Annotated in this window: 12 protein-coding genes; 10 read left to right on the top strand and 2 right to left on the bottom strand. The window is 65.9% G+C overall.

Going from position 1 to position 12,549, the window contains the following annotated elements; translation table 11 throughout:
• Nucleotides 1–428: 428 nt before the first annotated feature.
• Nucleotides 429–3,644, bottom strand: a complete 3,216-nt coding sequence (gene putA, locus AC3WJE_RS17710; protein ID WP_493732139.1) for a bifunctional proline dehydrogenase/L-glutamate gamma-semialdehyde dehydrogenase PutA — start codon at nucleotides 3,642–3,644, stop codon at nucleotides 429–431.
• Nucleotides 3,645–3,937: 293 nt separating this feature from the next.
• Here putA and AC3WJE_RS17705 point away from each other — a divergent pair, with 293 nt between their 5' ends.
• From AC3WJE_RS17705 to AC3WJE_RS17680, 6 genes are all read left to right on the top strand, one after another.
• The gene (locus tag AC3WJE_RS17705) at nucleotides 3,938–4,414 is read left to right on the top strand and encodes a DUF2244 domain-containing protein (protein ID WP_493732138.1); all 477 of its coding nucleotides are present in this window, start codon (nucleotides 3,938–3,940) and stop codon (nucleotides 4,412–4,414) included.
• A gap of 16 nt (nucleotides 4,415–4,430) precedes the next feature.
• Complete coding sequence (coxB, locus tag AC3WJE_RS17700) at nucleotides 4,431–5,357, top strand: cytochrome c oxidase subunit II (RefSeq protein WP_493732137.1); 927 nt, start codon at nucleotides 4,431–4,433, stop codon at nucleotides 5,355–5,357.
• Between the two features lie 43 nt (nucleotides 5,358–5,400).
• Entirely contained in the window at nucleotides 5,401–7,005 is a 1,605-nt protein-coding gene (gene ctaD, locus AC3WJE_RS17695; RefSeq protein ID WP_493732136.1) for a cytochrome c oxidase subunit I, read from the top strand.
• A complete protein-coding gene (locus tag AC3WJE_RS17690; RefSeq protein WP_493732135.1) occupies nucleotides 6,986–7,159 on the top strand; it encodes a hypothetical protein in 174 nt (57 codons plus the stop codon). Before ctaD ends, AC3WJE_RS17690 begins: the two co-directional genes overlap by 20 nt.
• A complete protein-coding gene (locus tag AC3WJE_RS17685; protein ID WP_493732134.1) occupies nucleotides 7,156–7,743 on the top strand; it encodes a cytochrome c oxidase assembly protein in 588 nt (195 codons plus the stop codon). The genes AC3WJE_RS17690 and AC3WJE_RS17685 overlap by 4 nt, the downstream gene beginning before the upstream one ends.
• 119 nt (nucleotides 7,744–7,862) lie before the next feature.
• Complete coding sequence (locus AC3WJE_RS17680) at nucleotides 7,863–8,738, top strand: cytochrome c oxidase subunit 3 (protein WP_493732133.1); 876 nt, start codon at nucleotides 7,863–7,865, stop codon at nucleotides 8,736–8,738.
• An 84-nt stretch (nucleotides 8,739–8,822) separates the two neighbouring features.
• Here the strand turns inward: AC3WJE_RS17680 and AC3WJE_RS17675 are convergent, their stop codons facing one another.
• A complete protein-coding gene (locus tag AC3WJE_RS17675) occupies nucleotides 8,823–9,041 on the bottom strand; it encodes a twin transmembrane helix small protein (protein ID WP_493732132.1) in 219 nt (72 codons plus the stop codon).
• Nucleotides 9,042–9,098: 57 nt separating this feature from the next.
• On the opposite strand from AC3WJE_RS17675, the gene AC3WJE_RS17670 reads away from it, so the two are divergent.
• Genes AC3WJE_RS17670 through cyoE form a run of 4 tightly spaced genes read left to right on the top strand, consistent with a single transcriptional unit; the run spans nucleotide 9,099 to nucleotide 12,501 of the window.
• Complete coding sequence (locus AC3WJE_RS17670) at nucleotides 9,099–9,836, top strand: SURF1 family protein (RefSeq protein WP_493732131.1); 738 nt, start codon at nucleotides 9,099–9,101, stop codon at nucleotides 9,834–9,836.
• 13 nt (nucleotides 9,837–9,849) lie between these two features.
• Nucleotides 9,850–10,425, top strand: a complete 576-nt coding sequence (locus AC3WJE_RS17665; RefSeq protein ID WP_493732130.1) for a redox-active disulfide-containing membrane protein — start codon at nucleotides 9,850–9,852, stop codon at nucleotides 10,423–10,425.
• 13 nt (nucleotides 10,426–10,438) lie between these two features.
• Nucleotides 10,439–11,608 (top strand): COX15/CtaA family protein, encoded by a 1,170-nt coding sequence (locus AC3WJE_RS17660; RefSeq protein ID WP_493732129.1) that lies wholly within the window; start codon nucleotides 10,439–10,441, stop codon nucleotides 11,606–11,608.
• Entirely contained in the window at nucleotides 11,605–12,501 is an 897-nt protein-coding gene (gene cyoE / locus AC3WJE_RS17655; protein ID WP_493732128.1) for a heme o synthase, read from the top strand. Before AC3WJE_RS17660 ends, cyoE begins: the two co-directional genes overlap by 4 nt.
• The last annotated feature ends 48 nt before the right edge of the window (nucleotides 12,502–12,549 follow it).

Below are 12,549 nucleotides of genomic sequence, written 5' to 3'. Positions count from 1 at the left end.
TTTGCGCGCCTATAAACTTCGTAGTAACCGCAGGCATACAATCCAGACATGCCCGAATTGCCTGAAGTCGAAACCACCGGAGTTTGGTGGGCCAACCTTTCTTAGCCGCCCATGCGGCAGAGAACGATTGGCCGAAGGGCTCGGTCTCGATGGCGACTTTCTGAGCTGCCTATGCGGCAGAGAGCCACAACGCGGCCGGCATCATCCCGGACGGCATTTTCTGAGCTGCCTATGCGGCAGAGAGCTAGAGGCGGATGTGCCTTTGGCCCTTTGAAAGTCTAGCGTTTGCAGGGGTGTGGGTAGTGAAGCCCATTTCCACAAGGGGCTGGTAACCCGTTGATTTGATAGGGGCTGAAAAGGTGGCGTAAAAAAGGGCTGGGATGTCTCTGACATTCCAGCCCTTGGGTGTTGCGATGGTGATGTGGGGCTTAGTCGCCGAGGGTCAGCAGGGAGGCGTTGCCGCCGGCTGCGGTGGTGTTGATGGTGACGACCTTTTCGGTGGCGAAGCGCAGCAGGTAGTGCGGGCCGCCGGCCTTGGGGCCGGTGCCGGACAGGCCCTGGCCGCCGAAGGGTTGCACGCCGACCACGGCGCCGATCTGGTTGCGGTTGACGTAGACGTTGCCGACGGCGACGCGGTTGGCGATGCGGTCTACGGTTTCGTCGATGCGCGAGTGCACGCCCAGGGTCAGGCCGTAACCGGTGGCGTTGATCTGGTCGATCACGGCGTCGAGCTGGTCGGCCTTCCAGCGGATCACGTGCAGGATCGGGCCGAATACTTCGCGCTGCAGTTGCGAGAGTGATTGCAGTTCGTAGGCGCGCGGGGCGAAGAAGGTGCCGGCGGCGATGTCGTTGCCGATCGAGGCCTGGGCGATCAGGCGGGCTTCACGGTCCATGCGCGCGGCGTGATCCTGCAGGATCTTGAGCGCATCGGCGTCGATCACGGGGCCAACGTCGGTGGACAACAGGCCTGGGTCGCCGACCTTCAGTTCCGCCATCGCGCCGGCCAGCATCGTCATCACCTTGTCGGCGATGTCGTCCTGGACGAACAGCACGCGTGCGGCCGAGCAGCGCTGGCCGGCGGAGATGAAGGCGCTGGCGATCGCGTCCTTGACCACGGCTTCCGGCAGAGAGGAGGAGTCGGCGATGAAGGCGTTCTGGCCGCCGGTTTCGGCGATCAGTACGCCGATGGCGGCGTCGCGTGCGGCCATGGTGCGGTTGATCGCGCGGGCGGTTTCGGTGGAGCCGGTGAAGGCGACGCCGGCCACGCGCGGATCCTGGGTCAGTGCGGCGCCGACGGTGGCGCCGTCTCCCGGCAGGTATTGCAGCACGGCCTCGGGTACGCCGGCTTCGTGCAGCAGCTTCACGGCGGCGAAGCCGATCAGGTTGGTCTGCTCGGCGGGCTTGGCGATGACGGCGTTGCCGGCGGCGAGCGCGGCGCTGACCTGGCCGAGGAAGATCGCCAGCGGGAAGTTCCACGGGCTGATGCAGACGAATACGCCGCGGCCGTGCAGTTGCAGTTCGTTGGACTCACCGGTCGGTCCGGGCAGTTTCTCGGGTGCGCCGAACTGGGCGCGGGCCTGGCCGGCGTAGTAGCGCAGGAAGTCGACCGCTTCGCGTACCTCGGCAACGGCGTCGGGCAGGGTCTTGCCGGCTTCCTTCACGCATAGCGCCATGAACTCGGGCATGCGCGCTTCCAGCAGGTCGGCGGCGTGTTCGAGGATGGTGGCGCGGCTGGCGGCCGGGGTGCGGTTCCAGCCGGATTGCGCGGCGATGGCGTTGCTTAAGGCTTTTTCGACGGCGGCGGTATCGGCGGGCTGCCAGTGACCGACGACCTGATTGCGGTCGGCGGGGCTGGTTACCGGCAAGGCGTCGGTGGCGACCACGGCACCTGGCACCAGTGGGCCGGCCTTCCAGGGCTTGATCGCTGCATTGAGCTGCTCGGCGAGTTGGCGCAGTTCGTTGTCGTTGGCGAGATTGGCGCCCATGGAGTTCTTCCTGTTCTGGTTCTGGCTGCGCAGCAGGTCGAGCGGCAGCGGGATCTTCGGATGCGGGATGGAGGCGAACGAGGACACGGCCTCGACCGGATCGCGGATCAGGTCTGCGATCGGTACCTTCTCGTCGGTGATGCGGTTGACGAAGCTGGAGTTGGCGCCGTTTTCGAGCAGGCGACGTACCAGGTAGGGCAGCAGGTCTTCGTGCGAGCCGACCGGTGCGTAGACGCGGCATGGCAGGTCGAGGCGATCGGCCGGCACCACCTCGGCGTAGAGGTCATCGCCCATGCCGTGCAGTTTCTGGTGTTCGTAGGTGCGGCCGGCGGCGATCGTGCGGATCGCGGCGATGGTGTGTGCGTTGTGGGTCGCGAACATCGGGTAGATCGCATCGCTGTGACCGAACAGACGCTTGGCGCAGGCCAGGTAGGACACGTCGGTGTTCTGCTTGCGGGTAAACACCGGGTAGCCGGGCAGGCCTTCGACCTGGGCGCGCTTGACCTCCGCGTCCCAGTAGGCGCCCTTGACCAGGCGTACCTGCAGGCGACGGCCGATACGGCGGGCCAGGTCGGCCAGGTAGTCGATCGTGTAGGGCGTGCGCTTCTGGTAGGCCTGTACGACCACGCCGAAGCCGTCCCAGCCGGCGAGGGTCGGATCGCTGACCACGGCTTCGATGATGTCCAGCGACAGTTCCAGGCGGTCGGCCTCTTCGGCATCGACGGTGCAGCCGATGCCATAGGACTTGGCCAGTTGCGCCAGCTCCAGCACCGCCGGCGCGAGGTCGCGCATCACGCGGGCGCGCTGGGCGTGCTCGTAGCGCGGGTACAGCGCGGACAGCTTGATCGAAATGCCGTGCGAGGCGGTCACGTCGCCGTCGCTCTTGCCGCCGCGCGCGAGGTTGTCGCTGCCGATGGCGTGGATCGCGCGGCGATAGTCGTCGAGATAGCGGCGGGCGTCCTTCATGGTCAGCGCCGCTTCGCCGAGCATGTCGAACGAATAGCGGTAGCTGGCGTTGTCGCCCTTGTGCGAGCGTGCCAGTGCTTCGTCGATGGTGCGGCCCATGACGAACTGGTGGCCCATGATCTTCATCGCCTGGCGCACGGCCAGGCGCACCACCGGCTCGCCGATGCGGCCGACCAGGCGCTTGAACGCGCCGGGTACGTCGGCGCGGGTGAGGTCGTTGATCTGCACCAGATGGCCGGTGAGCATCAGGCCCCAGGTCGAAGCGTTGACCAGCACCGAGTCGCTGCCACCGAGGTGCTTTTTCCAGTCGGCGTCGCCGAGCTTGTCGCGGATCAGCTTGTCGGCGGTTTCCTGGTCGGGGATGCGCAGCAGCGCTTCGGCCACGCACATCAGCAGCACGCCTTCCTCGCTGCCGAGGTCGTACTGGCGCATGAAGGCTTCCACCGCGCTCTGGTTGGCGGCGCGGGCACGCACGCGGGTGACCAGATCGGCGGCGAGCGCCTGCACCTTGGCCTGTTCGGCGGCGGGCAGGCGCGCCTGGTCGAGCAATTCGCGGACGTGCTCGGTCTCGTCCTTCAGCCAGGCGGCGGTGATCGCCGCGCGCAGTGCAGGCGGGGCGGGGGGGAGTTCGGGAGCGAGAAGGACAGCTGGGGCGACGCCTCGCGGCGCGCCGGATTCGGGCAATGCGTTCATACGGAAACCGCCGATGGAATGCGGCAATTCTAGGACCGCGCCGGCCACCTCCACATGCGTGGAAACGGCAGCTTTTCTGACGTTTTGTGCATGGTGTGGGGCGCCATCCTGGAACCGGTGGTCGATCGACGGAAAGCGGGAAGATCTTGATTTTCGATGGGTTTCTGGTTGCGGTGCAGCATGAAAAAGCCGCATTGGAGCCTTGCCCCGCGTGTTCAGCGGGGGCTAACATCGAAGCGTTCCCCAGCAGACCGTTAGCGAAGGAACCACTCGTACTGAAGCGCGGTTGCGACATGATCGAGGTGCTGCCGGTATCAGCGGATGGGTCAGGTACGCAGCTGCGGCTGCGCCCCCCTCGGGCGATGACGGCCCGGCAGTTCGTCATGTTGTTTGTGGCGCTGAGCGGGGCGATGTGGCTGGTGGCTGGGCTGGGGTGGTGGACCGGGAACGTGTTTGCTCCGGTTTTCGCCCTGCTGCACAGCGGCCTGGTGGCATGGGCGCTGCGCGAGTTGTGGCGCGGTGGCGAGCGTGAAGAGGCGATCCGGGTGGAAGCGGCTACGGTCGAGGTCTTCCAGCCGCCGGGATCTCCCCCCACGTTCCGGGCGCATCCGCATTGGGTGCGTTTGCAGGTGGAAGGCGATGAACGACTGGTGCTGGTGAGCAGCGGGAAGCAGATCGAGATCGGCAGTTTCCTCGGTCCGGCCGAACGCAACGAACTTGCAACAACGCTGAAAGGCTTGCTCGCGGCCGTCGATGGCCGCAACCGATGACGTAAGGGTCTAGGCAATGAAGCAACGCAACGGCTGGGGCGACAGGTGGTGCAGGACAGGGATCGGGGCGGGGCTGGCGCTATTCGCGTCCGGCGCCTGGGCACAGGCCGCCGATCCCAAGGAATGGCAACTCAACATGGGCCGGGGCGTCACTCATACGGCGCGCATGGCCTACCAGGCGCACATGGAGGCGCTGTGGGTGTGCGTGGCGATCGGCGTGCTGGTGTTCGGCGCGATCGGCTATGCGCTGTTCAAGTTCCGCAAGTCCAAGGGCGCGGTCGCTGCCCAGTTCAGTCACAACACCAAGGCCGAGATCGTCTGGACGGTGATCCCGGTGGTGGTGCTGATCGCGATGGCCTGGCCGGCCACCGCCAAGCTGATCGCGATGTACGACATGCGCGACTCGGAAATGACGATCAAGGTCACCGGCTACCAGTGGCTGTGGAAGTACGAGTACCTCGGCGAGAACGTCGAGTTGACCAGTCGTCTGGCGCGCGAATCCGACCGCATCCGCCAGAGCGGTGAGCGGCCGACCGCCGCTTCGCAGCCGCATTACCTGCTGGACGTCGACAACCGGCTGGTGCTGCCGGTGGATACCAAGATCCGTTTCGTCATCACTTCCAACGACGTGATCCACGCGTGGTGGGTGCCGGCGCTGGGCTGGAAGCAGGATGCGATCCCCGGAATCATCAACGAGGCCTGGACCAACATCGAGGTGCCGGGCGTCTATCGAGGTCAGTGCGCCGAGCTGTGCGGCAAGGACCATGGTTTCATGCCGATCGTGGTCGAGGCGCTGCCGAAGGACGAGTTCAAGCGCTGGCTGGCCGCACGCAAGCCGGCGCCTGCCGAAGCGGCTCCGCCCGCGCCCGCTGCGCAACCTGCTGCCGGCACGGAAGCGCCGGCACCGACCGTCGCGCCCGCACCGGAATCGACCGGTACCTGATTCCTCTCCGCACGCTCCGACTTTGCAAGGGTAGTCGCACGCCATGGCATATACCGCAGTCGATCACCACGGGCACCACCAGCAGGGCTTTTTCGAGCGCTGGTTTTTCTCCACCAATCACAAGGATATCGGCACGCTGTATCTGCTGTTCTCCTTCGTGATGTTCATCATCGGCGCGGCGATGAGCGTGGTGATCCGCGCCGAGTTGATGCAGCCGGGCCTGCAGTTCGTCAGGCCTGAATTCTTCAACCAGATGACCACCGTGCATGCGCTGGTGATGATCTTCGGCGGGGTGATGCCGGCCTTCGTCGGGTTGGCGAACTGGATGATTCCGCTGCAGATCGGCGCGCCGGACATGGCGCTGCCGCGCATGAACAACTGGTCGTTCTGGCTGCTGCCGGTGGCGTTCTCGCTGCTGCTGGGGACGCTGTTCCTGCCCGGCGGCGCGCCGGCAGGCGGGTGGACGCTGTACCCGCCGCTGTCGTTGCAGGGCGGCTACAACGTGGCGTTCTCGGTGTTCGCGATCCACGTGGCCGGCATCAGTTCGATCATGGGCGCGATCAACATCATCGCCACGGTGTTGAACATGCGTGCGCCGGGCATCGACCTGCTGAAGATGCCGATCTTCTGCTGGGCCTGGCTGATCACTGCATTCCTGCTGATCGCGGTGATGCCGGTGCTGGCGGGCGCGGTGACGATGCTGTTGACCGACAAGTTCTTCGGCACCAGCTTCTTCAATGCCGCCGGCGGCGGCGATCCGGTGATGTACCAGCACATCTTCTGGTTCTTCGGGCATCCGGAGGTCTACATCATGATCCTGCCGGCGTTCGGCGTGGTCAGCGAGATCATCCCGACCTTCAGCCGCAAGCCGCTGTTCGGTTACCAGGCGATGGTGTACGCGATCGCGGCGATCGCGTTCCTGAGCTTCATCGTCTGGGCCCACCACATGTTCACCGTGGGCATGCCGCTGGGCGGCGAGATCTACTTCATGTTCGCGACGATGCTGATCTCGATCCCGACCGGCGTGAAGGTGTTCAACTGGGTCAGCACGATGTGGAAGGGCTCGCTGACCTTCGAGGCGCCGATGCTGTGGGCGGTGTCGTTCGTGATCCTGTTCACCATCGGTGGCTTCTCCGGCTTGATGCTGGCGATCGTGCCGGCCGATTTCCAGTATCACGACACCTACTTCGTGGTCGCGCACTTCCATTACGTGCTGGTCACCGGTGCGGTGTTCGGCTTGATCGCGGCGGTGTACTACTGGTGGCCGAAGTGGACTGGGCGGATGTACAGCGAGACCGCGGCCAAGTTCCACTTCTGGTGGACGATGGTGTTCGTCAACCTGCTGTTCTTCCCGCAGCACTTCCTCGGCCTGGCCGGCATGCCGCGGCGCATCCCCGATTACAACGTGGTGTTCGCCGACTGGAACATGGTCAGTTCGATCGGTGCGTTCGGCATGTTCGTCACGCCGTTCCTGATGGCGGGCATTCTTCTGTATTCGCTGCGCAATGGCGCCAAGGCCGCCGACCGCGCCTGGGAAGGCGCCAAGGGTCTGGAGTGGACGGTGCCGTCGCCGGCACCTGCGCATACCTTCACCGTGCCGCCGGTCATCAAGCCGGGAGACCTTGCCCATGAAGACATCGGTCACTGATGTGCCATCGGAGCCGGCGGTGACGCAACTGCTGTCGGCGGCCGAGCGGCAGGCGCAGCAGCGTCGTGCCGCGCGTCGCACTGCGCTGGTGATCGGGCTGGTCGCGGTGGCGATCTATGCCGGTTTCATCCTGTCCGGGGTGATCGGGCGATGAGCGCGCCGCAGCCCGTACCGCGTTCTCCGACCGCCGGTCTGATGCGGCTGTTGGGCGTGGTGTTGGCGGCATTCGTGCTGACGTTCTCGTTGGTGCCGCTGTACCGGGTGGCCTGCGAGAAGGTGTTCGGGATCCGCATCGACCGTGGGCCGGGCACCTATCAGGCCGGCAAGCCGCTGGTCGGCAAGCGCACGGTGCGGGTGGAATTCGATGGGACGGTCAATTCGCGTCTGCCGTGGTCATTCCGTCCCGAGCAGCTGACGATGGACGTGGTGCCCGGCGAGCTCAACGAGGCGCTGTACTTCGCCCGCAACGACAGCGATCACGCGGTGGTCGGCAGTGCGGTGCCGTCGGTGGCGCCGGCGCGCGCGTCGGGTTACTTCAGCAAGACCGAGTGTTTCTGCTTCACCGCGCAGACGTTGCAGGCGGGTGAAACACGTGACATGCCGCTGCGTTTCATCGTCGATCCGAACCTGCCCGATGATGTCACCACGATCACGCTTTCCTACGCGTTCTATCGCAACGATGCGCTGACTTCGGAGTTGGATGCCAAGGCCGATGGTGCACGTGGAGGTGCGCGTTAGTCCGGGACATGCTGTGGGAGGGGCTTCAGCCCCGACGCTTTCCGCGAAGGCCCTGTCGGGGCTGAAGCCCCTCCCACAGACTGCCCTCCTGTCTGGAATACGAACTGGAAGCGAGAACCATGGCCGAACACACTACTGACGCCAATGCCTACTTCGTGCCGAGCCACAGCCGTTGGCCGTTCATCGGTTCGATCGCGATGTTCGTGCTGATGATCGGCGTAGCCAGCTGGCTCAACGATGCGGCCTGGGGACGCTGGGCGTTCTTCGCCGGCATCGCGATGCTGGTGGCGACGTTGTTCATGTGGTTCGGCGATGTGATCCGCGAATCCAACGCCGGCTCCTACAACCGGCAGGTGGATGGTTCGTTCCGGATGGGGATGGTGTGGTTCATCTTCTCGGAGGTGATGTTCTTCGGCGCCTTCTTCGGCGCGCTGTTCTACACCCGCACCTTCATCCTGCCGTGGCTGGGGGGCGTCGGCGACGGGATGATGACCAACGAGTTGCTGTGGAACGGTTATTCGGCGGCGTGGCCGACCAACGGGCCGGGGCAGATCGGTGGGCAGTTCCAGACCATCCCGGCCTGGGGCCTGCCGCTGATCAACACGATGATCCTGCTCAGCTCCGGCGTGACCCTGACCATCGCGCACCACGCGCTCAAGGCCGGCAACCGTCGCCAGTTGCTGATCTGGCAGGGCATCACGGTGCTGCTGGGCTGCGCGTTCCTGTACTTCCAGGCCGAGGAGTACATGCATGCCTACCATGCGCTCAACCTGACGCTGGGTTCGGGCATCTACGGTTCGACGTTCTTCATGCTGACCGGCTTCCACGGCATGCACGTGGCACTCGGCACGATCATGCTGGTGGTGATGTGGCTGCGCGCCGCGCGTGGACATTTCACCCGCGACCACCACTTCGCGTTCGAGGCGGCGGCGTGGTACTGGCATTTCGTGGATGTGGTCTGGTTGGCGCTGTTTTTGTTTGTGTATGTGCTTTGAGGGCGGGGATTGGGGATTCGGGATTGGGGATTCGCAACGGCAGGAGCGCTTCCGCTTTTGCGAATCCCCAATCCCCTCGGCGGCTCAGCCGCCGATGCCATGCGGCTTGATCCAGCCGGCGTAGATGCCTAATACGACCAGCAGGATCAGGGTCACCGACAGGCCGATGCGCCAGGTCAATGCCCTGACCGTACGCCGGGTCTCGCCGCGGTCGTTGAGCAGGTAGTACAGGCCGGCGCCCAGGTTCCAGACGATGGCGATCAGGAACGCGACAATCAGCAGGGTTTTCAGCGAATCGTTCACGGTCGTTCCAATGTCCGGTGCGGTAACGCCATTGCAACCGCTTTCGGAACGCTTGTCATGACGCGCCAGCACACACGAGTGGGATTGTGGATCGCCGCGCTGCTGTTGGCGGCGGCATTTGTCGGGCTCGGCCGCTGGCAGTTGCAGCGCATGCATGGCAAGGAACAGTTGCTCGAAGCGGCCGCGCATGTGCGCGATCACACCGTCGCGCTGTCGCAGGCGCTGGCACGGCCGGCGGCGCTGGCGTGGGCCAGTGGCAATGGTCGATTCCTGCCGCAGCGGATCCTGCTCGACAACCAGACCCACGACGGACAAGCCGGCGTGCGTGTCTACCAGCCGTTCGAGGTGCAGGGCGCGTCCGTGCTGGTGCTGGTCGATCTGGGCTGGTTGCCGCTGCCGCCGGATCGGCGGATGCCGTCGCTGCCGCCGGTCACCGGCACGGCCGAGCTGCGCGGGTTGCTGACAGCACCGCCGTCAGCGGGACTGGCGCTGGGGCCGGCGATGGCCCCGACCGGTTCGGCGGCGACCTGGCTGGCGACGCGGATCGATCCGCAGGCGATCGCGCAGGCACTCGGGCGGCGCGACATTTCGTCGCAGGTGCTGCGCTTGGATCCGGCCCTGCCGCTGGGCTATCCGCGCGATCTGGAACTGTTGCCCAACACACTGCCGCCCGCGCGGCACTTGGCCTACGCGGTGCAGTGGTTCGGCCTGGCGCTGGCGGTACTGGTCACCGCCGGCCTGCTGGAGTGGCGCCGGCGGCGTGACGTGAGGCGGGCGGCGAAATCCATGGCATGAGAAAATCCCCGGCATGACTTCCTCCCCAACGGCCACGCCGCGTTCGACCAGACGCGGCCGCACGATGCTGATTGCGCTGTTCGTGCTGTTCTTCGGCTCGATGTTCGTGGCCGGTGTGCTGCGTTTTGCGGGCTGGCAGCCGGCGGCGATGCGCAACAACGGCGAGCTGCTGACGCCGCCGGGCGATCTGCGCGCACTGACGCCGCAACTGGCCGATGGCAGCGCCTACGCGTGGCAACCCTCGGAACGGTTGTGGCGGATCACGCTGGCGCCGCCGGCCAATTGCGTGGAGGCCTGCCTCGCGCTCGCGGGCGACCTCGACAAGGTCTGGCAATTGCTCGGCCACAACGCCGACAAGGTGCAACTGCTGTGGATCGGGACACCGCCGCCGGGACTGCCGGCACTGCCTGAGCTGCGCGTGTTGCGCGACGATCCACGCCTGCGGCAGGGACTGCCACGCGTGGACGATGCCGAGGGCGTGCCGGTGTACGTGATCGATCCGAACGGTTTCGTGATCCTGCGCTATGAGCCCGGTTTCGACCCGGCCGACCTGCGCGCGGATCTGGCGAAGCTGCTGAAACTGATGTGAGTCTTCTTTCCAAATGAATGTGATTTCCCGCCCGGCGCTGGCCCGGCATTTCCATCGCATGGTCTGGCTGGCGACGCTGTTCACCGCTTCGACGATTCTGTTCGGCGCCTTCGTGCGCCTGTCCGATGCCGGCCTGAGCTGCCCGGATTGGCCGACCTGCTATGGCCGGGCGACCTGGCCGGCTATCCCGGCTGAAGTGGCCGACCATGCGGCGAGCAAGATCCGCCCGCTGGAGACGCACAAAGCCTGGCGTGAGCAGGTACATCGCTTCCTGGCCGGCTCGCTCGGCATCGAGGTACTGCTGATCACGTTGCTGGCGGCGCGTCGGCGTCGCTTCGGCATGGCCCAGGTGATCGCCGCCTCAGTGCTGGTGGCGGCGGCGATCCCGATGTACATGCGCGGTGACCACACCACGGCCAGCGCGCTGGCGATCGCCGGCGAGGCGATCCTGCTGCTGGCGGCGCTGCGCTGGTCCAACATCGACCTGGCGCGTGCGGCGGTGCTGACGCTGGCGGTGGTGATCTTCCAGGCGCTGCTTGGCATGTGGACGGTGACCTGGCTGCTCAAACCGATCGTGGTGATGGGTCACCTGCTGGGTGCGTTGCTGATGTTCGGGCTGCTGGTGTGGATGGCCTGGCGCGCGACTCATCTGCCGATCACGTTGGCCGATGCGAACCGTCTGAAATGGCTGGTGGGCGTCGGCATCGCGGTGCTGGGGCTGCAGATCGCGCTCGGTGGCTGGGTCAGCGCGAACTACGCCGCGCTGGCCTGCGGTGGCGGCAGCTGGTCGGCGGACAACTTCCCGCGTTGCGTCAGCCAGTGGTGGCCGCCGCACGACTTCGCCGAGGGCTTCACGCTGTGGCGTGGCATCGGGGTGGATTACGAAGGCGGCGTGCTCGACGGCGCTTCGCGCATCGCGATCCAGATGGCGCACCGGCTGTGGGCGGTGGCGACTGCGCTGTACCTGTGGTGGCTGGCGTGGCGGTTGTATCGCCAGCCCGGTCTGCGCGTGTGGGCAGGGGCGCTGGCGTTGCTGGTGGTGGTGCAGGTCGGGCTGGGCATCCTCAACGTCAAGCTGGCGCTGCCGCTGGAAGTGTCGGTGATGCACAGCGGTGGTGCGGTCGCGCTGATGTTCGTGCTGGTCTCGCTGGTGGCGCGGCTGCGTGCGCCGGAGCCGGCATGAGCACCGCTGGCTCCAGCGTTCGTGACTACTGGGATCTGACCAAGCCGAAGGTGGTCGGCCTGATCGTGTTCACCGCGCTGGTGGGCATGGTGCTGGCGATTCCCGGCATGCCGAGCGCGGAGCAGGCGCGCGCGGGCGCGCTGGGTTTCCTCGGGATCTGGCTGGCGGCTTCGGCCGCGGCGGCGATCAATCAATTGCTGGATGCGCGTATCGACGCGCAGATGGCGCGCACGTCATGGCGTCCGCTGGTGGTCGGCAAGGTGCACCCGTGGCAGGTGCTGGTGTTTGCCAGCGTGCTGATCGTCATCTCGATGACGATCCTGGTGCTGTGGGTGAACATGATCACCGCGGTGCTGACCTTCGCCTCGCTGATCGGCTACGCGGTGATCTACACCGTCTACCTCAAGCGCGCGACCTCGCAGAACATCGTGATCGGCGGTCTGGCCGGGGCGACGCCGCCGATGCTGGGCTGGGCGGCGGTGACCGGGCTGCCGAGTTCGGCCGACTGGATCAATGCGGGCTTGCTGGTCGCGATCATCTTCGTGTGGACGCCGCCGCACTTCTGGGCGCTGGCGATCTTCCGCCGCGCCGATTACGCCAAGGCGGCGATCCCGATGTTGCCGGTCACCCACGGTGTGGAACACACCCGTCGGCAGATCATGGCCTATACGATCGCGTTGACCGTGGTGACGCTGCTGCCGGTCGCCACCGGCATGAGCGGGGTGTTCTACCTGGGCGGTGCGCTGGTGCTGGACGCGGTGTTCCTCTGGTACGCGTGGCGCATGCTCGATCCGCCGGACGAGCTGTTCTCGATGAAGACGTTCGGCTATTCGGTGGTCTACCTGATGGCGCTGTTCGCGTTCCTGCTGGTGGATCACTGGCTGCCGCGATGAGGCGGCATGCGCGGCTGGCTGGCGATGAAGCGGGCAGGATGGTTCGCG

It is taken from the genome of Pseudomonas sp. GW821-FHT07E12, from assembly GCF_058986605.1.
This window is presented reverse-complemented; position numbering and strand designations above follow the sequence as displayed.